At 61.5% G+C, this 26,642-nt stretch carries 21 protein-coding genes and 1 tRNA gene; 7 read left to right on the top strand and 15 right to left on the bottom strand.

Annotated features, from left to right (window positions below):
* The first annotated feature begins 69 nt into the window (after nucleotides 1–69).
* The 3 genes from V3W39_RS18960 (at nucleotide 70) to V3W39_RS18950 (ending at nucleotide 5,132) form a co-directional block, all read left to right on the top strand.
* Nucleotides 70–1,356 carry a GGDEF domain-containing protein gene (locus V3W39_RS18960; RefSeq protein ID WP_177112576.1) on the top strand — a complete coding sequence of 429 codons (1,287 nt, stop codon included), beginning with the start codon at nucleotides 70–72 and terminating at the stop codon, nucleotides 1,354–1,356.
* A 90-nt stretch (nucleotides 1,357–1,446) separates the two neighbouring features.
* Nucleotides 1,447–3,231: an acyl-CoA dehydrogenase C-terminal domain-containing protein gene (locus tag V3W39_RS18955; protein ID WP_259198050.1), complete on the top strand. Its 1,785-nt coding sequence runs from the start codon at nucleotides 1,447–1,449 to the stop codon at nucleotides 3,229–3,231.
* Nucleotides 3,232–3,353: 122 nt separating this feature from the next.
* Nucleotides 3,354–5,132, top strand: a complete 1,779-nt coding sequence (locus V3W39_RS18950) for an acyl-CoA dehydrogenase C-terminal domain-containing protein (protein ID WP_330213116.1) — start codon at nucleotides 3,354–3,356, stop codon at nucleotides 5,130–5,132.
* Between the two features lie 226 nt (nucleotides 5,133–5,358).
* Here V3W39_RS18950 and V3W39_RS18945 read toward each other — a convergent pair whose 3' ends face one another.
* Complete coding sequence (locus tag V3W39_RS18945) at nucleotides 5,359–6,249, bottom strand: LysR family transcriptional regulator (protein ID WP_330213115.1); 891 nt, start codon at nucleotides 6,247–6,249, stop codon at nucleotides 5,359–5,361.
* Between the two features lie 209 nt (nucleotides 6,250–6,458).
* On the opposite strand from V3W39_RS18945, the gene V3W39_RS18940 reads away from it, so the two are divergent.
* Together V3W39_RS18940 and V3W39_RS18935 are read left to right on the top strand one after the other, a co-directional pair.
* The gene (locus V3W39_RS18940; protein ID WP_259198051.1) at nucleotides 6,459–7,739 is read left to right on the top strand and encodes an aspartate aminotransferase family protein; all 1,281 of its coding nucleotides are present in this window, start codon (nucleotides 6,459–6,461) and stop codon (nucleotides 7,737–7,739) included.
* Nucleotides 7,740–7,924: 185 nt separating this feature from the next.
* Nucleotides 7,925–8,083 carry a YqaE/Pmp3 family membrane protein gene (locus V3W39_RS18935; RefSeq protein ID WP_003211049.1) on the top strand — a complete coding sequence of 53 codons (159 nt, stop codon included), beginning with the start codon at nucleotides 7,925–7,927 and terminating at the stop codon, nucleotides 8,081–8,083.
* A gap of 6 nt (nucleotides 8,084–8,089) precedes the next feature.
* Here the strand turns inward: V3W39_RS18935 and pqqE are convergent, their stop codons facing one another.
* The 10 genes from pqqE to V3W39_RS18885 all read right to left on the bottom strand — a co-directional run bounded on the left by pqqE (nucleotide 8,090) and on the right by V3W39_RS18885 (nucleotide 18,006).
* Nucleotides 8,090–9,229, bottom strand: a complete 1,140-nt coding sequence (gene pqqE, locus V3W39_RS18930) for a pyrroloquinoline quinone biosynthesis protein PqqE (RefSeq protein ID WP_330213114.1) — start codon at nucleotides 9,227–9,229, stop codon at nucleotides 8,090–8,092.
* Nucleotides 9,222–9,497 carry a pyrroloquinoline quinone biosynthesis peptide chaperone PqqD gene (gene pqqD, locus V3W39_RS18925; protein ID WP_177043234.1) on the bottom strand — a complete coding sequence of 92 codons (276 nt, stop codon included), beginning with the start codon at nucleotides 9,495–9,497 and terminating at the stop codon, nucleotides 9,222–9,224. Before pqqD ends, pqqE begins: the two co-directional genes overlap by 8 nt.
* Nucleotides 9,494–10,246, bottom strand: coding sequence for a pyrroloquinoline-quinone synthase PqqC (pqqC, locus tag V3W39_RS18920; RefSeq protein ID WP_003211042.1), 753 nt, complete (start codon nucleotides 10,244–10,246; stop codon nucleotides 9,494–9,496). The genes pqqD and pqqC overlap by 4 nt, the downstream gene beginning before the upstream one ends.
* 11 nt (nucleotides 10,247–10,257) lie before the next feature.
* Complete coding sequence (pqqB, locus tag V3W39_RS18915) at nucleotides 10,258–11,169, bottom strand: pyrroloquinoline quinone biosynthesis protein PqqB (protein ID WP_330213113.1); 912 nt, start codon at nucleotides 11,167–11,169, stop codon at nucleotides 10,258–10,260.
* A 77-nt stretch (nucleotides 11,170–11,246) separates the two neighbouring features.
* The gene (gene pqqA, locus V3W39_RS18910; protein WP_003194766.1) at nucleotides 11,247–11,321 is read right to left on the bottom strand and encodes a pyrroloquinoline quinone precursor peptide PqqA; all 75 of its coding nucleotides are present in this window, start codon (nucleotides 11,319–11,321) and stop codon (nucleotides 11,247–11,249) included.
* A gap of 168 nt (nucleotides 11,322–11,489) precedes the next feature.
* The gene (gene pqqF, locus V3W39_RS18905; protein ID WP_330213112.1) at nucleotides 11,490–13,850 is read right to left on the bottom strand and encodes a pyrroloquinoline quinone biosynthesis protein PqqF; all 2,361 of its coding nucleotides are present in this window, start codon (nucleotides 13,848–13,850) and stop codon (nucleotides 11,490–11,492) included.
* A gap of 50 nt (nucleotides 13,851–13,900) precedes the next feature.
* Entirely contained in the window at nucleotides 13,901–14,695 is a 795-nt protein-coding gene (locus tag V3W39_RS18900; protein WP_330213111.1) for a carbon-nitrogen hydrolase family protein, read from the bottom strand.
* 10 nt (nucleotides 14,696–14,705) lie between these two features.
* Nucleotides 14,706–16,388: a flavin monoamine oxidase family protein gene (locus tag V3W39_RS18895; protein WP_177079330.1), complete on the bottom strand. Its 1,683-nt coding sequence runs from the start codon at nucleotides 16,386–16,388 to the stop codon at nucleotides 14,706–14,708.
* Nucleotides 16,389–16,555: 167 nt separating this feature from the next.
* Nucleotides 16,556–17,038 carry an Lrp/AsnC family transcriptional regulator gene (locus tag V3W39_RS18890; RefSeq protein WP_177043237.1) on the bottom strand — a complete coding sequence of 161 codons (483 nt, stop codon included), beginning with the start codon at nucleotides 17,036–17,038 and terminating at the stop codon, nucleotides 16,556–16,558.
* Between the two features lie 56 nt (nucleotides 17,039–17,094).
* The gene (locus V3W39_RS18885; RefSeq protein ID WP_177043238.1) at nucleotides 17,095–18,006 is read right to left on the bottom strand and encodes a sugar ABC transporter substrate-binding protein; all 912 of its coding nucleotides are present in this window, start codon (nucleotides 18,004–18,006) and stop codon (nucleotides 17,095–17,097) included.
* A gap of 193 nt (nucleotides 18,007–18,199) precedes the next feature.
* Here V3W39_RS18885 and V3W39_RS18880 point away from each other — a divergent pair, with 193 nt between their 5' ends.
* Nucleotides 18,200–20,560, top strand: coding sequence for a glucose/quinate/shikimate family membrane-bound PQQ-dependent dehydrogenase (locus tag V3W39_RS18880; RefSeq protein ID WP_330213110.1), 2,361 nt, complete (start codon nucleotides 18,200–18,202; stop codon nucleotides 20,558–20,560).
* A gap of 43 nt (nucleotides 20,561–20,603) precedes the next feature.
* Here V3W39_RS18880 and V3W39_RS18875 read toward each other — a convergent pair whose 3' ends face one another.
* On the bottom strand, nucleotides 20,604–21,470 hold the full coding sequence (locus V3W39_RS18875; protein ID WP_259198056.1) for a LysR family transcriptional regulator: 867 nt from the start codon (nucleotides 21,468–21,470) through the stop codon (nucleotides 20,604–20,606).
* Between the two features lie 113 nt (nucleotides 21,471–21,583).
* On the opposite strand from V3W39_RS18875, the gene V3W39_RS18870 reads away from it, so the two are divergent.
* Nucleotides 21,584–22,009, top strand: coding sequence for a VOC family protein (locus tag V3W39_RS18870; RefSeq protein ID WP_177043241.1), 426 nt, complete (start codon nucleotides 21,584–21,586; stop codon nucleotides 22,007–22,009).
* 37 nt (nucleotides 22,010–22,046) lie between these two features.
* On the opposite strand, the gene V3W39_RS18865 is transcribed toward V3W39_RS18870, so the two are convergent.
* The 3 genes from V3W39_RS18865 to V3W39_RS18855 form a co-directional block, all read right to left on the bottom strand.
* On the bottom strand, nucleotides 22,047–22,553 hold the full coding sequence (locus V3W39_RS18865) for a hypothetical protein (RefSeq protein WP_177120085.1): 507 nt from the start codon (nucleotides 22,551–22,553) through the stop codon (nucleotides 22,047–22,049).
* 136 nt (nucleotides 22,554–22,689) lie between these two features.
* A tRNA-Ile gene (locus V3W39_RS18860) sits at nucleotides 22,690–22,766 on the bottom strand.
* 15 nt (nucleotides 22,767–22,781) lie between these two features.
* Entirely contained in the window at nucleotides 22,782–26,525 is a 3,744-nt protein-coding gene (locus tag V3W39_RS18855) for an EAL domain-containing protein (RefSeq protein ID WP_330213109.1), read from the bottom strand.
* Nucleotides 26,526–26,642 lie beyond the last annotated feature (117 nt).

Raw genomic sequence — 26,642 nt, 5'->3', positions numbered from 1 at the left:
TCGAATGTGCTTAACTGTGATCAGTGAAGGCACTGTGCCATCTTTTTTTAGTGGGTCGGAGCTTTACCCTTGTCTCGCGCGTCTGCTGTACGTTTCAGTCATTTTTTACCTTCACTGCTGTTGTTGCTGGCGGGGCTGTCGGCTGCGTACGTGAAGGATCTCAATGTGTTCTTCACTTCACTGTTCAACGTGCTGCCAACCCTGGTGTTGCTATTGGGCGGCTCGTACTGCGCGGTCTACCGCAGGCAGCGCGAGCTGTTCCTGATGATCACGGTGTACGTCGTCTATTTCCTGCTGGACACCCAGACCGATTACTACCGCGACCACGGCCGTGTTCGTGAAGACGCCGCCGTGGTCTTCCATCTGTGTTGCCTGTTGTTGCCGCTGCTGTTCAGCATCTATGCGCTCTGGCAGGAAAAAACCCACCTGTTTCGCGACTTTGTCGCACGGTGCGCGGTGCTGTTTGCGGTGGGCAGCGTGGCGCTGGCCCTTGAACAAAGTTTCCCACAGGCTTTGTTGAGCTGGCTCGCCGAGATTCGCTGGCCCGCCTTGCATGGCCGTTGGATGAGCCTGATCCAGCTGTCGTATCCGATGTTCCTGATCGGCTTTGTCACCCTGGCCGCGCAGTACTGGTACCAGCCCAGGCCGCTGCACGCCGCGCAACTGGTGGGGCTGCTTGGGTTGTTCTGGATGTTGCCGCAAACGTTCATCCTGCCGTTTACCCTGAACATCATGTGCAGCCAGGTGATGCTGATGATTGCTGCCGGTGTGGCCCACGAGGCCTATCAAATGGCCTTCCGTGATGAGCTGACCGGGCTGCCGGGCCGCCGCGCGCTCAACGAGCGCATGCAGCGCCTGGGGCGCAACTACGTACTGGCCATGAGCGACGTCGATCACTTCAAACGCTTCAACGATACCCACGGCCATGATGTGGGCGATCAGGTACTGCGCCTGGTGGCCAGCAAGCTGTCCAAGGTCAATGGCGGTGGCCGGGCCTACCGCTACGGCGGTGAAGAGTTTGCCGTGGTGTTTGCCGGCAAGACCCTGGATGAATGCCTGCCGCACCTGGAAGAGATCCGCGAAATCATCGCCAACTACGACATCAAGCTGCGTAACCTGGACCGTCCCCAGGACGACCAGCAAGGTCGCCAGCGTCGCACGGGCAGTGGAGCGTCCAGCGTGTCGGTGACCGTCAGCATCGGCGTGGCCGAGCGCCAGGCCGAGCAGCGCAGCCCTGAAGAGGTGCTCAAGTCTGCCGACCAGGCGCTTTACAGCGCCAAGGGCGCCGGGCGTAACTGCGTGGTGGCCTCCGGGCAAACCCGCCGGGGCGCGGTACGGGAAAGCGCTGCCGGTTGAGTGATGGCGCTGTATTCAGCGGCCCTACAATGATTGTCCGGCGGGCCCTGCGGCAGTAGGTTGAAGGCATCTGCTGCCGGAGACATTGCCATGCCTGACTACAAAGCTCCCCTGCGCGACATGCGCTTTCTGATCGATCACGTCTTTGATTTCCACGGCCACTACGCGGCACTCGGGGCGAACGACGCCAGCCCGGACATGGTCGGCGCGATCCTCGAAGAAGGCGCCAGGTTCTGCGAAAACGTGCTGTCGCCGTTGAATCGCTCCGGTGATGAAGAAGGCTGCCATTTCGACAACGGTGTGGTGACCACGCCCAAAGGCTTCAAGGAAGCCTTCGCCCAGTACGTGGAGGGCGGCTGGCACGGTCTGGCGGCAGACCCGGCCTACGGCGGGCAAGGTTTGCCGCTGTCCCTGGGCCTGGTGCTGGCCGAGATGATTGCCTCCAGCAACACGTCCTGGGGCATGTACCCGGGCCTGACCCACGGCGCGATGTCGGCGATCCATGCCCACGGCACCGAAGAACAGAAAAACACCTACCTGAGCAAGCTCACGGCAGGCCAGTGGACCGGCACCATGTGCCTGACCGAAGCCCATTGCGGCACTGACCTGGGGCTGATCAAGACCCGCGCCGTGCCTCAGGCTGACGGCAGCTATGCGGTCACCGGCAGCAAGATTTTCATCTCGGCCGGCGAGCACGACATGAGTGAAAACATCATCCACCTGGTGTTGGCCAAGCTGCCGGATGCGCCGGCCGGGACCAAGGGGATTTCGCTGTTTATCGTGCCCAAGTTCCACGCCGATTCTGGCGAGCGCAACGGGGTGAGCTGTGGTTCCATCGAGCACAAGATGGGCATCAAGGCTTCGGCCACCTGTGTGCTGAACTTCGACGGCGCCCGGGGCTTCCTGATCGGGGAGGCGAACAAGGGCCTCAATTGCATGTTCACCATGATGAACCATGCGCGGCTGGGCACCGGCATGCAGGGCCTTTGCCTGGGTGAGGCAAGTTTCCAGGGCGCGATCAAGTACGCCAACGACCGCTTGCAGATGCGCTCGCTGACCGGTGCCAAGGCACCCGAAAAGGCGGCTGACCCGATCATCGTGCACCCCGACGTACGACGCATGCTGTTGACCATGAAGGCCTTCAACGAAGGTAACCGGGCGTTGACCTATTTCTCCGCACAGTTGCTCGATACGGCGCACCTGAGCAGCGACGAAGGCCAACGCCAGGAAGCCGAAGACCTGCTGGCGTTCCTTACGCCGATCTGCAAGGCCTTCATGACCGAAACCGGGCTGGAGGTGACCAACCATGGCATGCAGGTATTCGGTGGTCATGGCTTTATTCGTGAATGGGGCATGGAGCAGTTGGTGCGCGATTGCCGGATTGCGCCGATCTATGAGGGCACCAACGGGATTCAGGCTTTGGATTTGCTGGGGCGCAAGGTGCTCGGCAGCCAGGGCAAGCTGTTGCGGGGCTTTACCAAAATCGTCCACAAATTCTGTGCAGCCAACGCCGAACATCCACAGCTCAAGGCCCATGTGGCTCAGCTCAATGAGTTGAATCAGCAGTGGGGCGACCTGACGATGAAGGTCGGCATGGCCGCCATGAAAAATCCCGACGAAGTCGGTGCTGCCGCGCTGGATTACCTGATGTACAGCGGTTACATAATCCTCGCTTACCTGTGGTTGCGCATGGCGCTGGTGGCACAAGAACAGTTGGAAAGCGGCAGCGGTGATGCCGATTACGCCCGAGGCAAGCTGGCCACCTGCGAGTTCTATTTCAAGCGCCTGCTGCCACGCACGGCAGCCCATCGGGCGGCCGTAGAGGCGGGCAGCGAATGCCTGATGAGTCTGCCGGCGGAGCTGTTTGCGCTTTAATGACCGTAAAATACTTGTTGGTCACAAGCAGACCCTATGTGTCACAAAAGTTGTTCGGTTACACTCGGGGTCTGTAAAACCGACCCCACCCGAATAACGTTAAAGTTCTCACGAGGTTTGCCATGGCTGACTACAAAGCGCCGCTGCGCGATATGCGCTTCGTCCTCAACGAAGTTTTTGAGGTCGCCAAACTCTGGGCCCAACTGCCCGCGCTGGCGGAGACCGTCGACGCAGAGACCGTTGAGGCAATCCTCGAAGAAGCCGGCAAAGTCACCTCCAAGACCGTCGCCCCGCTCAGCCGCGGCGGCGACGAAGAAGGCTGCCGCTGGGAGAATGGCGCGGTCTTCACCCCGGCGGGCTTCAAGGACGCCTACACAACCTACGCCGAAGGCGGTTGGGTGGGTGTAGGCGGCGATCCGGCCTACGGTGGCATGGGCATGCCCAAGGCGGTGTCGGCCCAGGTTGAAGAGATGATCAACTCCTCGGGCCTGGCCTTCGGCCTGTACCCGATGCTGACCTCCGGCGCCTGCGTGTCGATCAACACCCACGCCAGCGAAGAACTCAAAGCCACTTACCTGCCGAATATGTACTCGGGCGTGTGGGCCGGTTCCATGTGTCTGACCGAGCCCCATGCGGGCACCGACCTGGGGATTATCCGCACCAAGGCTGAGCCTCAGGCAGACGGTTCCTACAAGGTCAGTGGTACCAAGATCTTCATCACTGGTGGCGAGCACGACCTCACCGACAACATCATCCATCTGGTGCTGGCCAAGCTGCCGGACGCACCGGCGGGTCCCAAAGGGATCTCGCTGTTCCTGGTGCCCAAGTTCATGGTCAATGCCGATGGCAGCCTGGGCGCGCGCAACCCGGTGACCTGTGGCTCCATCGAACACAAGATGGGTATCCAGGCCTCCGCGACCTGCGTGATGAACTTCGACGAAGCGGTGGGTTACCTGGTGGGCGAGCCCAACCGTGGCCTGGCGGCGATGTTCACCATGATGAACTACGAGCGCCTGGGCGTTGGCATTCAGGGCCTGGCCTCCGGCGAGCGCTCTTATCAGAACGCTATCGAATATGCCCGCGACCGCCTGCAAAGCCGCTCGCCAACCGGTCCGAAAGCCAAGGACAAAGTGGCCGACCCGATCATCGTCCACCCGGACGTGCGGCGCATGCTGCTGACCATGAAAGCCTCGAACGAAGGTGGCCGCGCATTCTCCACCTACGTCGCGATGCAGTTGGATACCGCCAAGTTCAGCGAAGACGCCACCGCCCGCAAACGCGCGGACGACCTGGTGGCCCTGCTGACCCCGGTTGCCAAGGCGTTCCTGACCGACCTGGGCCTGGAAACCACCGTACACGGCCAGCAGATTTTCGGCGGCCACGGCTACATTCGCGAGTGGGGCCAGGAGCAACTGGTGCGTGATGTGCGCATCACCCAGATCTACGAAGGCACCAACGGCATTCAGGCCCTGGACCTGGTGGGACGCAAGATCGTCGGCAGCGGCGGGGCGTTCTACCAGCTGTTCGCCGACGAGATCCGCCATTTCACCCGCACTGCTGGATCCGAACTGGCCGAGTTCACCAAGCCGCTGGACGCGGCGGTGGATGACCTGGACGAGCTGACCGCCTGGCTGCTGGACCGCGCCAAGTCCAACCCGAATGAAATCGGCGCGGCGTCGGTGGAGTACCTGCATGCCTTCGGCTACATGGCGTACGCCTACATGTGGGCCCTGATGGCCAAGGCGGCCTTGGGCAAAGAGGCCCAGGAAGAGTTCTACGCCAGCAAACTGGGCACCGCACGTTTCTACTTTGCCCGCTTGCTGCCACGGATAGCGTCACTGAGTGCTTCGGTAAAAGCCGGTAGCGAATCGCTGTTTTTGCTGGATGAAGCCCAGTTCTAAGGGCTTGGAGGGCGTGTAAGCATTCTCTTACATGACGTGCTGCTAATCGTCCTCTATCGCCATATTGGATCCACGGATAATCTACTTCACATGGACGTCGCGCAGGAAGCGCAAAGCAACAACACGGACACGTAGGATTCTGCCAGGAAGGCGGAGTGAAATGGATGTCAGGGAAACAGTCTGCAAAGCCCCGCTTCGGCGGGGTTTTCTTTTGCCTGCGAAAAAGTCAGACAGGCGCGTTCATCACGTCTTCCAGCAGCGTGCGCAACAACTCCAGCGTCGCCTGCTGACGCTGCACATCCCGGCACACCAACCCCACTTTCAACGGCACCCGTGGTTCGCTCAACGGTTTCCACAGCAACGTCTTGCTGTTGTGTTCGTCCTGCGACCGCCCGGGCAGCACTGTCGCCAGCTTGGTGTGGGGCAGGCTGTCGAGAATCCCCACCATCGTATTCAACTCTGCCTGCACTTGCGGGCGCCGGCCCAGGTTGGCCAGTTGACCTTGCCATATCTGGCGCACCTGAAACTCTTCGCCCAATAGCAACATCGGCAACTCGGCTGCCTGCTTCAAGGAGACTTTCTTGAATTCCCGCAGCGGGTGATCAGATGGGATGACCACCTTCAGTTCATCTTCGTACAGCAGCACGCCGTGCAATCCCGGCTGGCGCGGCGGCAGGTAGCTGATGCCGATGTCGAGCGAGCCGTTGAGCAGCCGGCGTTCGATTTCCATGCCGGTCAACTCGTAGATCTGCACCACCAGATGCGGCTGGGCCTTGCGCACCCGTTCGAGCATCTGCGGCACCAGGCTGGTGTGCACGGTTTGCAGCACACCGATGGCCAAGGTGCGCAACGCCTGGCCCTTGAAGTTGCGCAGCGCTTCTACGGCATGCTGCATGCCGTCGAGAAGGGGCAGGGCATGGTTGTACAAAGTGTGGGCCGCGAGGGTCGGCAGCAGGCGCTTGCTGCTGCGTTCGAACAGGCTCACATCGAGGTTCTGCTCGAGCTGGCGAATCTGCTGCGACAAGGCCGGTTGGGAGATCGACAGGCGCTCTGCAGCCCGCCCGACGTGGCCTTCTTCATACACCGCGACGAAATAACGCAGTTGCTTGAAATCCATAAGTAACGCTTATCGAAAAAGCTGGAAAATCGAAATGGCCGAGTGCCCCCGAGACGCCTAGTCTAGCGCCTATTCACAGGGCTTACAGGGCCGGAAAGTGCGATGAGTAGTGTTTATGTTGACGGCGTTTGCATAGGCAGGGCAAAAAACCTCGGTCATGGGTTGCTCGGTGATATCGACCAAGGTGTGATTGCCAGCGGGGTTCATCCATGAACCTGTTCAACCTGCGTCGCCCGGTCCCCAGCCTTGACGATCTGATTCTCGACGCGAAAACCCCGACACTGCGCGACGACCTTTCCAGCGACTGCTTGATGCCCAGCGTGGCCCGGCCGCCCCAGGTGTTCGTGCGCGGCCAGGGTTCCTGGCTGTGGGACAGCGAAGACCGCGCCTATCTCGACTTCAATCAGGGCGGCGGCGCCAACAGTCTGGGCCACAGCCCGCAGGTATTGACCAAGGCATTGGCCGATCAGGCCCAGTCACTGATCAATCCCGGCCACGGCCTGCACAACCGCGGTCAACTGAACCTCGCCGACCGCCTGTGCCATCGCACCGCCAGCGACCAGGCCTACCTGCTCAACAGCGGCGCCGAAGCCTGCGAAGCGGCGATCAAGCTGGCGCGCAAATGGGGCCAACTGCATCGCGGTGGCGCCTATCGCATCATCACCGCGAGCAACGGTTGCCATGGCCGCAGCTTTGCCGCGATGTCGGCTTCGGCCGCCGTCAGTGAAAACCGCTTCGAGCCGCAACTGCCGGGTTTCAGTCACGTACCGTTTAACGACCTGCCGGCACTGCATGCGGCGGTGGATGCACAAACCGTGGCGATTATGCTGGAGCCGATCCAGAACGATGCCGGCGTAATTCCCGCGACCGAGCATTACCTCAAGGGCGTCGAGCGCCTGTGCCGCGAGCTGGGGATACTGCTGATCCTCGATGAAGTGCAAACCGGCACCGGCCGTTGCGGCACCTTACTCGCCGAACAGCACTATGGCGTGCGCGCCGACATCATCACCCTGGGCAAAGGCCTGGGTGGCGGTGTGCCGCTGGCGGCGTTGCTGGCGCGGGGCAAGGCGTGTTGTTTTGAGCTCGGTGAGCTCGACGGCACCCACCATGGCAATGCGCTGATGGCATCCGCTGGCGTGGCAGTGCTGGATACGGTGCTGAACCATGGATTTCTTGAGCACGTTTGCGAGGTTGGCGCGTATCTGGGCGAAGGGCTGGCACGTCTGGCGCACCGCTATGACCAGGGTGAACTGCGTGGCCAGGGCCTGCTGTGGGGACTGACCCTGTCGGAAGATTCGGCAGATGCCGTGGTGAAGGCCGCGCTCAGTGAAGGACTGATCCTGAGTGCGCCACAACCCGACTGCCTGCGCTTCACCCCGGCGCTGACGTTGAGCAAAAGCAACGTCGACGAAATGCTCCTGCGCCTGGCGCGTGCCTTCTCCCGGGTGCGCACCGCACAGCTGCAATGCCGCAAGGGCATTGCCGTTTAATCCCTTATTTCCTGAACCGTCTCGCGGTATACGCGGCGCCTCCAGCCTGATTCTTTTGGCTGGGGGCGTTTTTTTGTCTGCTGATTAGAGGATGGCCTCGTGCCAGATCCCACTGAACCCTCAAGAGCGCCCAAGGTCGATTAGCTTGTACGGCTCACACGAGCCGATTTTCAGGAGCTGAACCCATGGATATCATTCGCATCATCATCGCCATTCTGCTGCCGCCACTGGGTGTGTTCCTGCAAGTGGGTTTCGCCGGCGCGTTCTGGCTGAATATTCTGCTGACCTTGTGCGGTTACATTCCGGGCATCGTGCACGCCGTGTATATCATCGCCAAACGTTAACAGGCCTCAGCCTTTCGCGATCAGCCGAGAGTTGCGCTCATTGCGAAAGGCCAGTTGCTCGATGGTCTGGGTGGCGTGCTCCGCTTCCTCGCGGGCCTGGAGGATCATCCCGTGATGCTCCGATTTGCTGCACACCGGGTCGGCATTGCTGGCGTCTCCGGTCAGCATGAACGCCTGGCAGCGGCAGCCACCGAAGTCCTTTTCCTTCTCGTCGCATGAACGGCATGGCTCGGGCATCCAGTCATAGCCGCGAAAGCGGTTGAAGCCGAACGAGTCGTACCAGATGTGCTGCATGCTGTGTTCGCGCACGTTGGGAAACTGCACCGGCATCTGTCGGGCGCCGTGGCACGGCAGCGCGGTTCCGTCCGGTGTCACCGTCAGAAAGATACTGCCCCAGCCATTCATGCAGGCTTTCGGGCGCTCCTCATAGTAATCCGGCGTGACAAAGATCAGCTTGCACGGATGGCCTTCGGCTTCGAGCTTGGCGCGGTATTCGTTGGTGATGCGTTCGGCGCGCACCAGCTGTTCCTGGGTCGGCAACAGGCCGACCCGATTGAGCTGGGCCCAGCCGTAGAACTGGCAGGTGGCAAGTTCCACAAAGTCCGCTTCCAGCGCAATGCACAGCTCGATGATGCGGTCGATCTTGTCGATATTATGCCGATGGGTAACGAAGTTCAGCACCATCGGATAGCCATGGGCTTTCACCGCCCGGGCCATTTCCAGTTTCTGCGCGAAGGCTTTTTTCGAGCCGGCCAGCAGGTTGTTCACCTGCTCGTCGCTGGCCTGGAAGCTGATCTGGATGTGGTCCAGGCCCGCATTCTTGAAGTCGCTGATCTTCTGCTCGGTGAGGCCGATGCCGGAGGTGATCAGGTTGGTGTAGAAACCCAGCTTGCGCGCCTCGGCGATCAGTTCGGCGAGGTCCTGGCGCACCAGCGGCTCACCGCCGGAAAACCCCAGCTGCGCAGCGCCCATTTCCCGGGCTTCGCGAAATACCTTGATCCACTGTTCGGTGCTCAGCTCTTTGCCCTGCTCGGCGAAATCCAGCGGATTGGAGCAATACGGGCATTGCAGCGGGCAGCGGTAGGTCAGCTCGGCGAGCAGCCATAGCGGCAGGCCGATTTCCGGCTTGGGTGGCAGGTCAGGCAAGTTCGATCCAGTGCTGAGCACGGGCAACCTCCATGAATTGCTCGATGTCTTCACCGAGTTCGGGTACGCCCGGGAATTGCTGGTCCAGCTCGGCGATGATCGCGCTGACATCGCGCTCGCCATCGATCAGGCCACCGATCAATGCGGCGCTGTCGTTGAGCTTGATCATGCCTTCCGGGTACAGCAGCACATGGCCTTTTTGCGCGGGTTCGTACTGGAAGCGATAGCCCTGGCGCCAGGTCGGTTTTTTGCTGCGATCGAAGCTCATAGGGTGATCCCCTTATGCCATACACGCTGATCAGTCACGCTGTGATACGGCGGGCGTTTCAGTTCGTAAGCCATGCTCATGGCATCGAGCATGCTCCAAAGAATGTCCAGTTTGAACTGGAGAATTTCCAGCATGCGCTCCTGGCCTTCGCGGGTGGTGTAGTGCTGCAGGGTGATGGCCAGACCATGCTCCACATCCCGGCGAGCCTGGCCCAGGCGGGTGCGGAAATACTCGTAGCCGGCCGGGTCGATCCATGGGTAATGCTGGGGCCAGCTGTCGAGGCGCGACTGGTGGATCTGTGGGGCGAACAGCTCAGTCAGCGAACTGCTGGCGGCTTCCTGCCAGCTGGCGCGGCGGGCGAAGTTGACGTAGGCGTCTACCGCAAATCGTACGCCGGGCAGTACCAATTCCTGGGAGCGCAGTTGGTCCGGGTCCAGTCCAACCGCCTGGCCCAGGCGCAGCCAGGCTTCGATGCCGCCGTCTTCGCCAGGGGCGCCGTCGTGATCCAGCAGGCGCTGGATCCACTCGCGACGGATTTCCCGGTCCGGGCAGTTGGCCAGGATCGCGGCGTCCTTGAGGGGAATGTTCACCTGATAATAAAAGCGGTTGGCGACCCAGCCCTGGATCTGCTCGCGGGTCGCGCGGCCTTCATACATCGCCACGTGATACGGGTGATGGATATGGTAGAAGGCGCCCTTGGCCCGCAGGGCCTGTTCGAACTCGGCGGTGGTCAGCGGTGTGTCAGTCATTTGGCTCGCTCCTACAATTCAATGCTCATGCCGTCGTACGCCACTTCCACATTGCGCCGCAGCAACTCGGCTCGCTCGGGCGAGTCCTCATCCAGGATCGGGTTGGTGTTGTTGATGTGGATAAGCACCTTGCGCTGCTTGGGCAACTGCTCCAGCACTTCCAGCATGCCGCCGGGTCCGTTTTGTGCCAGGTGGCCCATCTCGCGGCCGGTGCGGGTGCCCACGCCACGACGCTGCATTTCGTCGTCATCCCACATCGTGCCGTCCACCAGCAGGCAATCGCTGCCGGCCATGATCTCCAGCAACGGCCCGTCGACCTTACCCAGGCCCGGCGCATAGAACAGCTTGCCGCCGGTGCGCAGGTCTTCGACGATCAGGCCGATGTTGTCGCCTGGGTGTGGGTCGAATCGGTGAGGCGAGTAGGGCGGCGCCGCGCTGCGCAGAGGCAATGGCGTGAAGCGCATGTTGGGGCAGGCGGGAATCGTGAAGCTGGCGTCCAGCTCGATGCGGTTCCAGGCCAGGCCGCCGTTCCAGTGGGTCAGCATGGTGAACAGCGGGAAACCGGTGCTCAGGTCTTCATGGACCATGTCGGTGCACCACACCTGGTGCGGGCAGCCTTCGCGTAGGCTCAGCAGGCCGGTGGTGTGGTCGATCTGGCTGTCCATCAGGATGATTGCGCTGATGCCGGTATCCCGCAGGGCGCGGCCGGGTTGCATCGGAGCGAACCCTTGAAGCTGGGCGCGAATGTCTGGCGAGGCGTTGCACAGGACCCAGTTCACGCCGTCATCGGAAATCGCGATGGACGATTGGGTACGCGCCTCGGCCCGCAGGCTGCCATCGCGAAAACCCGCGCAGTTCACGCAGTTGCAGTTCCATTGCGGGAAACCACCGCCCGCGGCGGAACCTAGAATCTGGACAAACATGGCCGCTCCGTTACACACAACTCAAAAATAAAAACGCCCCGGGCGAGCCGAGGCGTTGCATTGCGATACAAAGCCAATCAGCGGCTGGCAAAGTACATGGTGACTTCAAAGCCGATACGCAGATCAGTGTAAGCAGGTTTGGACCAGGTCATATTCTTACTCCTACGAAGGGATGGGACGTTTACTACCGAGTAATACATATAGTCCACCTCCGGGCGCAGATGTTCAGAGGTGTGCATATGAATGTTACGTACTTCTGCGAAAGATAGCGCTGTCCTGTGGGAAAAAGCCTTTTACCGTAGCGGCAATGATCAGGCTGATCACTGCCAGGGCGTCGGGAGGCGCGCGCCATTGGCCACGCAACGCCAGCCGCCCGCGGCAGTGTTGAGTTGCTGTGCAGCTCCCATTAAATCCTCGCGGGTGCGGGCCTGGATGAAATCTTGCAACTGCTGGATGTAATCCGACGGGTGGCCTGCCAAGTGCGCGTGCCAGAGCAGTTCGGCGGCTTGAGCGGTGGGGAGGGTGTCGAGGGAAAATTGCCGGGCCAGATCACCCGGCAGTTCGCTGGAATTGATCAATTCGGGCAGCTGTTTCAGGAACGTTTGCAGGTGATCCAGAATTTGCGCCAGGGACGCGGTGGGAGATTGCACCCCGAACAGCAGGCCGGTTTGTCCGTTGAGTTGTCGGATGCCGCTGAATACCGCGTAGCCCAATTGCAGCTCGACACGCAGGCGCTGGTAGAACGGCGCTTGCATCAGGTGGGCGAGTAAACGCCAGCACGCCTCGTCGGCCAGGGATTGGGTGGGTGTAGGGCAGAACAGCAGCAACGCCGCGTCGCTGGAATCGGTACTCACCTCGTGCCACAGATGCTGGCCGCTGATGGATGGGCATTCGCTGACAGCCGTTTCCGGAAGGCCTGGCAGTTTCGCCGCTGCACTTTTGATCGCCGTCTCGCAGGCGGCGGGGAGTCCGACGGCAAGCCCTTGCCAGCGAGCGGTCAACCATCGGTCTTGCCCGGCAGTCTGGTTTTCAGGAGTGATACCAGCGCAATACCCGGGCAATGCCTTGAGTAATTCCCGGATCGCCATCGTCGGTGCGGTTGCGGGTGCCTGGGCTTGTTCGTCGAGCTGTGTCAGGCAGCGAGCGACTTCCTCCAGCACTGCGGGCATTGGCTCATGGAGCCCGACCATTTTCAGCTGCCAGTAATTGCCAGCCGCCTCGAAGGATAATTCGACGCCCGCCTGGCTGGCGTTCTCCCGCAGCCGTGGGAAAAGGTCTGCGCGCAGAGGCGAATCCAGCTGCCAACGCAGGTAAATCGCACCCTCGTCGGTGTCGCCTGGCAACGCCTGACTGAAGGTCAACGCCGAGAGGTCCTTTCGTCCCCGGGAGCGATCCTGGGCGAAAGTGCGCAAGCCGCGATGTGCGCTGGTCTGGCCACGAATCAGTCCCGGGCGCTCTTCCTTGACGGCCGGGCGCAGGAACGGATTGCTGGGCGGCAGTTGCCAGGCGTGCCGGGACGGCTGCAGGTGCAGGGAGTCCAGCAAGGCCTTGAGGGACGCGGCGCCTTGGTCGGACAGGACTGGCTCGTTTTCCTGCCGGGCCATTGCCAGGGCTCCGCTGACCTGTTGTCTGCGGGCGAGCAGCAGGGCGTACTCTTCCCGTAGCGCTGTCCAATCGCTGTGTGCGAAAAAGCTCAGCCAGTCGTGCAACAGTTCTTCGATTGCTGCCGTCTGCTGTGCACCTTGGGCATCCAGAGTGAAGTCGATATCCAGCAGCATCTGGCCGTTGAACTGGTACAGCGCCGTTGCGCGAATGGCGCTGACCCATTGCCGCGCCTGCAACTCGGCGAGCAGCCCGCCGGGTGCCGAAGCGTTGAGCCACAAGCACAGGAAATCCGCCGCCTCAGGCGACGCGTCGCCTGTCACCACGTGGTGCCAGTGGTGTTTATCGGCATGCTGATAAGTAATCTGGCTGCCAGCCATCAAGGCGGGTGCTGGTGCTTGTGCACGCAGTTGCCCCGGCTTGAGCATTTCACTGAATCGCTGTGCGATGGATTGCAGTTCCTCCAGCGGCTGAGGCCCGGCAAGGCTCAAGGTCATCTGCCCGGTCTGATAGAAGCCTTCATAAAAATCCCGCAACGCCTGCTGAAACGCCTCACGCTCTACCGGCAAACTATCCCGGTTGCCCGCATGAAACGCCCGCAGCGGATGGTCCGCCGCAACGCCTTGCAGTAACGCCTGTTGCTGTTGCGCCACGGCATCCTGCGACCAGGCAATGAACTCCGCCTGCAACACTTCGCGCTCGCGCAACTGATCTTCCAGGGCCAGGCGCGGATGGGCGAGCATATCCCCAAGGCGATCCAGCGCGGCATCAAATGCCGAAACAGGCACTTCAAAGAAAAAGTCGGTAGCACGTTCGCGGGTGCTGGCATTGACCTGTCCACCGTGGCGCTGCACGTAGGCCATCAGCCCTTCGCTTGCAGGAAACCGCTCGGTGCCCAGGAACAAAAGATGCTCAAGGAAATGCGCCAGCCCCGGCCACGCCAAGGGCACATCGTGACTGCCCGCTGCAACGCGCAAGGCTGCCGCGCAGCGCTTCAAACGCGGTGCATGACGCAAGGAAACCCGCAGGCCGTTGGCCAGGGTCAATTGAAGGTGATGAGGGTGGGCCGGCGCAGGCATGAGCACTTCCGAAACGTAGGAAGTGCCTATGCTAGCGCAAACCTGCCGGATCAGTGCTTGTGCAACGCACCGTAAAGCTCCGGACGACGGTCCAGCAGGTAGCGGTTGGCCGCACGAGAGTCGACCATCAACTGTCGATCCAGGGTGCCGACAATCAACGCTTCATCGAGACCCGCCTGGGCGATCCGCTGGCCATCCGGCGCGGCGATGCTGCTCTGCCCGCAATACTGGATCTCGCCCTCCTGGCCGCAGTAATTGGCGTAGGCCACGTAACACTGGTTTTCAAAGGCCCGCGCCCGCACGGTGACGTCGGCGACGAAATCGAACGGCACCATGTTGGCGGTCGGTACAAGGATCAACTCCGCACCGGCCAGCGCCAGGCGCCGGGTGTTCTCCGGGAATTCCAGGTCATAGCAAATCAGGAACCCCAGCTTCCAGCCGTTCAATTCCACCAGCGGAAAATCGTCGTCTCCAGCGCGGAACATCGAGTGGTCGAGGTCGCCAAACAGATGCGTCTTGCGGTAGTTGCACAAGCGCTGGCCGTTAGCGTCGATCAACTGTACGGCGTTGTAGATCTGCCCGTCCGCGCCGCGTTCCGGATAGCCGTAGAGGATCGCCACGCCTGAGTTTTTCGCCAAGGCGGCGATGGACTGCGCCGAGGGGCCGTCCTGGGCTTCAGCCAGCGCGCCGACCGCTTCCATGCCGATGTTATAGCCGGTGAGAAACATCTCCGGCAGCACCAGCAGGTCGGCGTCGTTGGCCTCTTGCGCCAACTGATGCAGGCGCTTGAGGTTGCCCGCCACATCCAGCGGCAAAGGCGGGCATTGATACAGGGCGACACGCATGGGCAACTCCTTATTCGGGCAGTGCAATCGGCCCGATTTCATCGAACACATCCCCCGGCCCCGGGTTCTGCGGGTGAGTGCTGCCACCGAAGTGAGTCATGATGCCCCACACCGCATTCAGCGAAGTTTGCACAGCGCCTTCAACCCATGCAGGCGTCCAGGACACGTCGTCACCGGCGATAAAAATCCCGCGTTGTTCAGCCGGCATGTCCTTCTGCATGAAGTGCGCGTACATCCGCTGGTTGTAGCGATAGTGGCCCGGCAGCGCGCCCTTGAAGGCACCGAGGAAATGCGGGTCGGCTTCCCACGACACGGTGATCGGGTCGCCGATGATCCGCGCGGCGATGTCGACTTTCGGGTAGATCTTTTTCAACGCGTCGAGGGCCAGTTTCACGCGCTTCTCGATCGGCTGCGGAAGCATTTTCAAGGCGTCGCTCATCCACGAGTAGGACAGGCAAATCACTCCCGGCTTGTCGTCGCCATTGTCGAACAGATAGGTGCCACGGGTCAGGCGATCGGTCAGCGTCATGCTCATCAAGTCGCGGCCGGTTTCCGGATCCTTGTCCTTCCAGAATGGCCGGTCGACCATCACGAAAGTCTTCGACGATTGCATGTAGCGGGTGCGGTCGAGGGCCATCCACATCTTTTGCGAAAACAGGGTTTCGTCGCACTCTATCTGGGTGGTCAGCAACCAGCTCTGGCAGGTGGTCAGCACGGCGGCGTATTCGCGGGTGTCGCCGTAGTTGTCGGTGACGGCGAAACGGCCGTCGGGCGCGTGGGCAATGCGCTTGACCCCGGCCCGTGGCGCGCCGTGGTGCAGGGAGCTGAGGCTGGTGCCTTCGGGCCAGTGAGCGCAACGTTCCGGCACATGACGCCAGATGCCCATGGGCACCTGGGCGACGCCGCCGACCACCAGATGTTGGTGATCGTCGCAGTTGGTCATCACCACGCGGAAGATTTCCAGCATAGAGTTGGGGAAGTCCGAGTCCCAGCCACCGGTGCCGAAGCCGACCTGGCCGAACACTTCGCGGTGATGGAACGACAACTTGGCGAACGCCTTGGAAGTGGCGACGAAGTCGTAGAAGGTGCGGTCGTCCCACAACGGAACCAGGGTATTCCACAGCTCTTTAAGGCGCGGTACGTCACGGTCGCGGATGGCTTGCTGGATATCGGCGAACTGCGAGCCCGCTTCCAGGGCGTCGGCCCAGGCGTCAGCCACTTCCTGGAACAGTGCAGGAAGGTCGGCAAGTTTCTGTGCGTAGTGAGTCTGGCCTTCGAGGTCGATGACCGTGCTGCCGGAAGCGGGCGTGAGTGGGTTGGGAAACGGTTTGGTCTCAAGCCCGAGCTTGTCCACATAGTGATAGAACGCGGTGGAAGACACCGGGAAACGCATACCGCCGAGTTCCGCGATGATGCCTTCGGCGCCTTCAAAGGCCTGGGAACGCAGGCGGCCACCCATTTTCGAGGCTTCATACACCACCGGTTTCAAGCCCAGCTTCATCAGCTCGTAGGCGGCCACCAGCCCGGCAATCCCGGCGCCGACGATCGCCACTTCGGCGCCGTGGTTGGCCGCCGGAATACTGCCCAGACCCGCCGGGTGCTCGATCCAGTCATCGAAGGCGAACGGGAAGTCCGGGCCAAAGATGGTGATTGGTTTTTTACCGGTGGCAGGGTGGCGGTTGGGCTTGCTGATGGTGCTGGAAGGAATGCTCATGGCTGACCTTGCTGGCGACTCGGCGGGGCGCGACCCGCTGAGTATAGGAAAAGATGGCAGCCATTCTAGGGAGCGTAGCGTTCGTTAATAAGACGCAATGTGTCGTCGGATTGAATTGTTTTTAGTCAGAGTGACGAAGTTGGTGGTCAGATTGGTTGCCCACGATCCAGTTTGTTACTAAGGATGATCGAGGTGGTGGTCTTCTCCACACCGTCGACGCTGCCGATCTGGTCCAGCAGTTGATCCAGCTGTTCCGGCGAATCGGTGCGCAACCAGGCCACGTAGTCGAACTCGCCGCTCACCGCACACAGTTGCTGGACCTGCGCCATGGCGCTGATCCGACGCAACACTTCCTTGCCGGAGCGCGGTTGCACGGTAATCCCCACGTAGGCCTGTAAACCACCATCCACCACCCGCTGGCTGAGGCGCACGCCATAGCCGGTAATCACCTGGGTTTTTTCCAGGCGTGCCAGGCGCGAGGTGACGGTGGTGCGCGCGATGCCGAGTTGCCGGGCAAGCATGGCCACGCTTTCGCGGGCGTTGATCTGCAAAGCGGCGATCAACTGGCGATCGATTTCATCGAGGACGGGAGGGTGAGAGGCGGACAAGGTGTTCTCCGGCACGGGCATCAATGGGCAAGCATGTTACAGGCTCGTTCCCCTTGATGCTCGCGACGGCGCCGCGCTTAGTTGCGCAGGAACTGTTGGTAGTTTTCCGGGGTAACCAGTTGGGTCGGAACCCACACATCGCCTTGCAGGGCGGCGTGCTTGATCAGCATCAGCGCCGCGTCCACCGAGCCGGCACCGATGGCCACCGGGTCGCGGAATACGGTCACTGCCAACTGGCCTTTTTTCAGCGCCTGCAAACCGTCCGGCGTGCCGTCGATGCCGCCTACCAGAATGTCCTGGCGGCCAGTCTGGCGCAAAGCCATGGCGGCGCCGATGCCCATCTCGTCGTTGTTGGAGGCCACGGCGTTGATGGTCTGGCCCTTGGTCAGCCAGTCATTCATCAGGTCCATGCCTTTTTCCCGCTGCCAGTCGCCGGACTGCTCTTCAACGACTTTGATCTCGGGGTACTTGGCCAGCACATCCTTCACCCCGCTGGTGCGCTTGCCGGTATCGCTGTGGGCGAGGCGCCCGAGGATGATCGCCAGGTTGCCCTTGCCGCCCATCTTCTCGGCCAGGTACTCCATCTGCATCCGGCCGATGGCGCGCTCGTCGGTGCCGACGAAGACGACGCCCGGCGGGAAGCTTTCCACCTCTGGGCGGCTGTTCATGTACACCAGCGGGATACCGGCGGCGTTGGCTTTTTCGGTGATCTTGCGGGTGGCCGCGGTGTCGGCCGGGTTGACGATGATCGCGTCGACTTTCTGGCTGATAAAGCTTTCCACCTGGTTCAACTGGCGGACTACATCGCTGGCGGAATCTTCCACCTGCAGCTTGACTCCATCGGGCGAGGCCTTGGCCCGGTCCTGCATGGCCTGCACCAGGTAGGACACATAGTTATCGAACTGCCCGACCGATACCCCGATGCGCAATTCGGCATGGGCGGCGGTGGACAGCAGCAGGGCACAGGCACAGCCAAGCAGGCGCTTCATGGGAGTTTCCTTTTTATTGTTCTGGTGCGACAAAGATTCTGAAGTGGACATTATTGGAAATAAAATTCCACTTCAAGCGAGAGCTGAAATTTATTTTCGCCGCTGATCGAACACATTAGTTTGTGCCAGATTGTTAAAAGTAACTGTTTGGTACATTATTTCTCGTTGGGTATACAGGAAGGACGTTTGCGAGATGAATAACTTTGGGGCTGCCACCGGCAGCAGATGGTTGCTGGTTGGCCTGGGCCTGCTGATCGCCTTGATCGGCCTGGGCCTGGCGGGCGGTGGTGGTTACCTCGTGGCGCTGGGTGGCAGCTGGTATTTCCTGCTGATGGGCCTGGCGATGCTGGTCTCCGGCGTGCTGATCGCCAAGCGCCGGCCTCAGGGTGCTTGGCTATACGCCGTGGCGTTGGTGCTGACCGCGATCTGGGCGGTGTGGGACACCGGGCTGGAATACTGGCCGTTGGTATCGCGGGTGCTGACCTTTGCCGTCATCGGCCTGGTGGTCGCGCTGATTTATCCACAGCTCGCCCGTGCCTCGGGCTCGACACCCGGGCGTGGCGCCTATGGTGTGGCCGGGCTGCTGGGCCTTGGCGTGGTCGCCACCCTGGGGTACATGTTTGTGCCGACCCACGTGGTCAAGGCCAGCAGTGAGCCTGCGGTGACGCCGGTGACACCTGGCACCGAGCAAAAGGACTGGGCCCACTGGGGCAACACCACCGCCGGCAACCGGTTTGCCGCGCTGGACCAGATCAACAAAGGCAACATCGACAAGTTGCAGGTGGCCTGGACCTTTCACACCGGCGACATCCCCGAGAGCAACGGCGCCGGCGCCGAAGACCAGAACACCCCGCTGCAGATCGGTGACAGCGTTTACGTGTGCACTGCCTACGGCAAAGTCTTCTCCCTGGATGCCGACACCGGCGCCCAGCGCTGGAAATTCGACCCCCAGGGCAGCGGCCCCAACTGGCAGCGTTGCCGGGGCTTGGGTTACTTCGACAGCAGCGTCAGCGAGCAACCCGCCAGCGCGAAAGCCTGTGTGAAACGTCTGTTCCTGCCGACCGGCGATGCCCGGTTGATTGCGCTCAATGCTGAAACCGGCGCGCCTTGCGAAGACTTCGGCGACCACGGCACCGTCGACCTGAAAACCGACATGGGCGAAGTGAAGCCCGGTTATTACCAGCAAACCTCGACACCCTTGGTGGCGGGCAATGTGGTGATCGTCGGCGGCCGTGTGGCAGACAACTTCTCCACCGGCGAACCGCCAGGCGTGGTGCGCGCTTTTGACGTGCACAGCGGCGAACTGGTGTGGGCCTGGGACCCGGGCAACCCGAACACCACCAAACGGCCGCCCGCAGGCGAGACCTACACCCGTGGCACGCCGAACGTGTGGTCGGCCATGTCCTACGACGCCAGGCTCGGCCTGGTCTACCTGCCCACCGGTAACGCCACCCCGGACTTTTTCGCCGGTGAACGTACCGCCTATGACGACAAGTGGAGCTCCTCCATCGTCGCCATCGACGTGAAGACCGGCCAGGTGCGCTGGCACTTCCAGACCACTCACCACGACCTGTGGGACTTCGACCTGCCGGCGCAACCGCTGCTCTACGATATTCCTGATGGTAACGGCGGCGTGCAGCCGGCCCTGGCTCAAGTCACCAAGCAAGGTGAAATCTTCCTGCTCAACCGCGAAACCGGCGTACCCATCGCCCGGGTCGAAGAGCGGCCAGTGCCTCAAGGCAATGTGCCCGGCGAGCGCTATTCGCCGACCCAACCGTTCTCGGTAGACATGCCTTCGATCGGTAATCAGCAACTGACCGAATCCGACATGTGGGGCGCCACGCCGTTTGACCAACTGATGTGCCGCATCCAGTTCAAGGGCATGCGTCACCAGGGCGTCTATACGCCGCCAGGCCTGGACCGCGCGCTGCAGTTCCCGGGTTCGCTGGGCGGGATGAACTGGGGCAGCGTGTCGGTGGACCCGAACACCCACTACATGTTCGTCAACGACATGCGCCTGGGTTTGGCCAACTACATGATCCCGCGCGACAAGATCGCCGCCGGTGCCAGCGGCATCGAGATGGGTGTGGTGCCGCAGGCCGGCACGCCGTTTGGCGCCATGCGCGAGCGCTTCCTTTCGGCGGCGGGCATTCCGTGTCAGAAACCGCCGTTTGGCACCATGTCGGCCATCGACCTGAAAACCCACAAGCTGATGTGGCAAGTACCGGTGGGCACGGTTGAAGACACCGGGCCGCTGGGCATCCGCATGCACATGCCGATTCCGATTGGCATGCCGACTCTTGGCGCGTCTCTGGCGACCCAGTCTGGCCTGTTGTTCTTCGCCGGCACCCAGGACTTCTACCTGCGCGCGTTCGATACCGGCAACGGCAACGAAATCTGGAAGTCCCGTTTGCCTGTCGGTAGCCAATCGGGGCCGATGACCTACGTGTCGCCCAAGACGGGCACCCAGTACATCGTGCTCACCGCCGGCGGCGCGCGACAGTCGCCGGACCGCGGGGATTACGTGATTGCCTACGCGTTGCCCAAGAAATAGGGCGTGAAAAAGCCGCACGGATGTGCGGCTTTTTTTTGGCGCCTTAGCTCACGTCCGCCAGCAGGCACCGGGCAAAGAGTTGCGGCACCGGAAGGTTGCGTTGGCTGTAGCGGCTCAGCAGGATGATTTCCCGATAAAAGGTCAGCTCGCCCAGCGGGATCACGCGCACCTGCGGGGATCGGTCCAGCCATAGCCCGGCGTGGGGAACCAGTGAAACGCCCAGCCCGCATTCAACCATCTTGACGAGGGCTTCGATCTCATCCAGCTCCAGCGCAACCTGCACGTCCAACCGCTGATCCCGCAGAAAGCGACTGACCAGCCGCCCGCCAAACGAAGCACGGTCGTAACGCACATGGGGATGAGCGGCGAGCAGTTGCAGCGGGTCATCACCCTTGACCGTTTGCGGCACGATCAGCACAAACGGCTCCTTGCGCAGCACCTGCACGTGCAGCTCCTTGGGCAAATCAAAGGGCGGGCGAATGATGATCGCCGAGTCGAGTTCGCCTGAGTCCACCTGGCTGAGCAGCTCCAGGGAAACCCCCGGCACCAACTTGCACTCCACCGTCGGCGCAGCCTGTCGCAGGCGCACCAGGGCTTGCGGTAGCAGGCCGGTCTGGGCGGTGGTGATGGCACCGACTTTCAACTCGCCACGGTATTCATTGGCGTCCACCGGCACAGCCATGCGATTGAACGTCTCGAGAATTTCCTTGGCCAGCGGCAGCGCGCGGATGCCCGCCGCATTCAGCGTGGCCTGGCGCCCGGTGCGGTCGAACAGTTGCACGCCCAGCACCTGCTCCAACTGGCGGATCTGCGCGCTGACCGCCGACTGCGTCAGCCCGATATGCATGCCCGCTGCGGCGAAGGTGCCGTGTCGGGTAACCGCGATAAAGGTTTTCAGTTCTCGCAGCATGGGCTTCTCGATTGATCGAAATAATTTGAGCTCGCTGCGAAAACTATCGTCTTTCCATCGGTTACAGCAAGACTAGACTCGGAAGGACTTAATACCCATAGAGGTTAGACCTGATGGCACTGGCTCCTTTTCACCTGGCAATTCCGGTATTCGACTTGGCGGCTGCGCGGCAGTTTTACGGTGAAGTGTTTGGCCTGGAGGAGGGGCGGGCCAGTGATCACTGGGTCGACTTCGATTTCTTCGGGCATCAACTGGTGATTCATGAACATCCGAAAACCGCTTCTCAAGAGGCGGCGCACACCAATGCGGTAGACGGCCACGATGTGCCGGTGCCGCATTTTGGCGTGGTGCTGAGTTGGGAGGATTGGCATGCCCTGGCGGAGCGGTTGCAGGCTCGAAATACCCGGTTTGTGTTGGAGCCGCATATTCGTTTCAAAGGTCAGGTGGGTGAGCAGGCGACGTTGTTCCTGTTTGATCCGTGCGGCAATGCGCTGGAGTTCAAGGCGTTCAAGGATATTGGGCAGTTGTTTGCCAAGTGAGGGCGTCGCCGAGGAGACGCCCGTCTGATTCGGAAGCCTAAGACGCTTTGCACACCTTCGCAGCGGCAGGGTCGTTCGGGATAAACGAATCCGGTGCGCCGGGCTTCAACACCACGTACCCGCGCCGCCACGGCTGATCGTCCACCAGATTCCAGCGATGGCCTGTACCGGTGTTGTCTTCGGCGACCAGCACTTCACCCGGATGCAGCGTGAACTTCTCACCGCCGCGGGTAACGAACGCCAGGGTGCCGGACAGCGTCATGACGTACTGGGGCTCTGGGTCGTTATGCCAACTGTAGGAAGAGTGCGCCGCCGTTTGCTTGAAGTGGATGGCGGTCACATCATTGCGCATGCTCTGGTCGATGGTGCCTTCCAGTACGTGGGAGTTGTTGTCGGCGCCCGTGCACAGCTTGAATGCTTTGATGGTGTCAGCGGGGGCGGCGTGAGCGCAGCTTAAGGTGGCGAGGGTGATTGCGGCAGCGGCTGCGGCACGCAGGCCCAGGCGGTGGATTACAGGGCGCGGCGTACGTTTCTTCTGATGCATGGAGCGAGTTTCCCTCGTGCTGGAGTGACGTTGACTGGGAATCATGGTCTTCGCCGTAGCCGTTCGGGACAACTAACTAATGTTTCATTGCGGCACGCCAGAAACGACAAAGCCGCGCAATGCGCGGCTTTCAAGATGGTGGGCCCAGTAGGACTCGAACCTACGACCAAGGGATTATGAGTCCCCTGCTCTAACCAACTGAGCTATAGGCCCTCAGTAGGCCGCGGATTATAGCGATGGTTTCTTCGCTGTGCCATCCGAAAAGTCCGAAACGCTCATACGAAGGAAGGTGGCGGCAAAAAGGTCCGGCGGCAGTGGCAGGCTGACGATGTAGCCTTGCATCTGTTCGCAGCCTTCAGCCGCCAGGAACGCTTGCTGGGCAGGCGTTTCCACGCCTTCGGCGATGATGGTGAATTGCATGCTGTGCCCCAGGGCAATAATGGCGCGCACGATGGCGGCATCGTGCGGATCATCCGGCAGGCCACGCACGAAGGATTGGTCGATCTTCAGGAAATCCAGCGGCAGGCGCTTCAAATAGCTGAGGGACGAATACCCGGTGCCGAAGTCATCAATGGCCAGTTGCACGCCCAGGCGCTTGAGTTGGTGCAGCACCTCCAGCGCTTCTTCGGCCTGGCTCATGATGAAGTTTTCGGTGATCTCCAGTTGCAGGCAGCCGGGCTCCAGGTGGTTGTCCCGCAGCAGTTGTTCGATGCGCGCCAGCAGGTTGGGGTGGCGCAGTTGCGCGCCGGCGAGGTTGACGGACAGCGGCCCGAAGTCATCGAAGACTTCTCTCCAGTCGTGCATTTGCCGGCACGCCTGGTCCAGTACCCAGTCACCAATTTGCAGGATCATGCCGTTCTCTTCGGCCAGGGCGATGAAGTGCTCGGGTGGCACTTCGCCGAAGGTGGGATGTAGCCAGCGGATCAGTGCTTCGGCGCCGATCAGTTGTTGGGTGTCCAGGCTCAGTTTCGGCTGGTAGTAGAGGCGCAATTCGTCGCGCTCGATGGCCCGGCGCAGTTCGTGCTCCAGGGCCACCCGTTCGTTGGCCTGGGCAGTCAGGTCCTGGGTGTAGCTTTCGACGCGGTTGCGGCCTTTGGCCTTGGAGCGGTACATGGCGGCGTCGGCGTTTTTGACCAGGGTGGCGACGTCGACGCCGTCCCGTGGGTACAGGCTGGTGCCGATGCTGGCGCTGATAAAGAACTCGTGCTCGCCCGCCTGGAACGGCGGGGTGAAGCAGGCCAGCAGTTTATTGGCCAGGTGTTCGGCGTCGCTGGCTTGTTGCAGGCCGGGCAGCAGGATGATGAATTCGTCGCCGCCCAGGCGTGCCACGGTGTCGACGTCCCGCAGTTGGTCCTTGAGGCGTACCGCGATGCCCTTGAGCAGCAGGTCGCCAATCGGGTGGCCGAGGCTGTCGTTGATGTGTTTGAAGCGGTCGAGGTCGAGGAACAGTACGGCGCCCTGGCTGCCGGTTTCCTGTTGATGGTTGAGGGCGGCCTGCAGGCGGCTTTCGAACAGGGTGCGGTTGGGCAGGCCGGTCAGCGGGTCGTGGTGGGCCTGGTAATCGAGGCGCGCCTGGGCGTGCTTGAGGCTGGAGATGTCGGCAAACACGGCGACAAAGTGGGTGATCGACTGCTCGCGATTGCGCACCGCGCTGATGGTCAGCCAGCTGGGGTACAGCTCGCCGTTCTTGCGCCGGTTGGAGATCTCGCCTTGCCAGTGGCCGTTGGCCGTCAGTTGATGCCACATGGCCGCGTAGAAGGCGCTGTCGTGCAGGCCGGAGGCGAGCAGACGCGGGGTTTGGCCGAGGGCTTCGGCTTCGCTGTAGCCGGTGATCTCGCTGAAGGCGCGGTTCACTGCGCTGATGTTTTGCCGGATGTCGGTGATCAGTACGCCTTCGGCAGTGCTCTCGAAGACGGTGGCGGCCTGTTGCAGTTTTTCCTGCATCAGTTGGCGCTCGGTGATGTCCCGCGCGATGGTCAGCATGCAGTCTTCGTCACCGATGGGCAGCGGGCGACTGGAGACCTCGCAGAGGCGAATCTCGCCGTCGTTGCGGCGGATGTGGCAGACAAAGTCGCGGACGAATCCGTCCCGTTGCAGCAGTTCCAGCATGTCCTTGCGTTCGTTCAGGTCGACCCAGATGCCGAGGTCCAGGGTGGACTGATCCAGTGACATCACGCTGTTGAAGCCGGTTATGCGGCTGAAGCCTTCGTTGACTTCGATCAGCAAGCCGTCGCTTTGGCGGGACAGCAGCAGGCCATCGGGGGAGGCGTGGAAGGCCTTGGCGAATTTCTCTTCGGAGGTTTGCAGCCGCTGCTGGGTTTCTTTCAGTTGGGTGATATCACGCACCACCACCACCAGGGCTTCGGTGGTGTCGAGTTGAAACGGTTCGGCGGAAATCAGCCCGGTGAAGGCTTGGCCGTTACTGCGCAGGAAAGGCATTTCCAGGTTACGGATGCTGGTGGTCTGCACCCGTTGCAGAAGACCGGGGCCTACACCCTGGATGCCCCAGATATTCAGTTCGGTGGCGGTTTTTCCTACGACTTCTTCAGCGCTCAGGCCGATCTGATCCTCGAACGCCTTGTTGACCTCCATCAGGCAGCCGTCGGACAGCCGGGCAATCACCAGGATGTCCGGGCATTGCTGGAACACGGAGGCGAACTTCTGCTCCGAAAGCTGCAACGCTTCCTCGGTGCGCTTGGCTTCGCTGATGTCGATCATCAGGCCGCGCAGCACCGGTTCGTGGCCGTGTTCGATCAGGCTGACGATGTCTCGCACCCACAGGCAGCGGCCATCGGCGGTGATCACCCGGTAGTCGACACTGTGGTCGCGGTTGGCTCGGGTTTCTGCGTAGCAATAGGATTCTGTGCGGGTCAGGTCGGCGGGGTGAATGATGTTGCGCCAGAAGCCCGGGATCAGCCAATGGGCCCGCGGATAGCCCAGCAGTTCCTCGGCGTGGGGCGACACGTAGCTGTAGGTGAAATCGCTGATGCTGGCTTCCCAGGCGATCGCTGAAAGGCTCTCCACCAGGCCGCGATAATGGTATTCGCTGCTGCGCAGTTCCTGTTCGAGGGCTACACGGCGGGAAATTTCCGAACTGAGCCGGCGATTGATCCGGATAACCACGGCCAGCACGATGCTCAGCAACAGCACCGCCGGCAGCCCGTAGAGCAGTACATCGGTCCAGAGGGTGCGGTGGTCGATGACGTTGCCAACCCAGTGTTGCTGGATGGCTTCGGTCTCGGCCGGGCTGATGTCGGCCAGGACTTTGTCGAGGATGCCCACCAGCATCTTGTCGTCTTTGGGCACGCCCATGGCCAATTGATAGCGATAGGGCGTTTCGCCGCTGATGTACAGGCCTTCCAGCTTGAGTTGGCGCAGGCTCCACACGCTGGAAGCGAGGTCGCCGACCACGGCGTCGACCTTATCCGTGGCGAGGGCCTGCAGCGTTGCGCTGACGTTGGGCATGGCCACCAGGTTGAGGTCCGGGTGGTGAGTGCGCAGCAGTTCGTGGGGCGCGTAGTTTTCCACCACGGCCACCTTTAACCCGTACAGGTCCTTGAGGCTGCGCGGTTGCGGGCCGCCTTCATGGGCGAGGATGACGATGGGGAAGTCGAGATAAGGCCGGGTAAACGACAGGAAGCCCTGGCGTTCGGGGGTGGACATGATGCCCGGCAGCAGGTCGAGCTGATTGTTGCGGGCCTGTTCCAGTACCGCGCTCCAGTTCACCGGCTCGATCAGTTTGATCCTGAGCCCGAGGCGGTCCTGCATCAGGCGCACGTAGTCTGCGGCCAAGCCTTGGTAACGACCTTCTTCATCGCGGTATTCAAAGGGCGGCCAGGACGCATCGACGCCCAGGCGCAACTCTTGGTGGTCCGCCAGCCAGCCACGCTCTTCATCGGTGAGAGTCAACGCGCCAGCCGTTGCGGTCCAGGTCAGCAGCGACAGCAGTAACACAGTCGGCAATCTGGGCATAACGGTCTCGTTATGGCACGGGGAATGTTTCGAGTGTAGACGGGCATTTCGGGGGAGGTGAGGCGGGGGGAATTTAAACTGTAGAAAGCAAAACCCCCGGCCTGGGCCGGGGGTTCT

The sequence above is a fragment of the Pseudomonas sp. Z18(2022) genome (genome assembly GCF_036346535.1).
GTDB classification, from domain to species: Bacteria; Pseudomonadota; Gammaproteobacteria; order Pseudomonadales; family Pseudomonadaceae; genus Aquipseudomonas; species Aquipseudomonas yamanorum_A.
The sequence above is the reverse complement of the archived record's forward strand: the minus strand, read 5'-3'. Positions and strand labels throughout refer to the sequence as shown.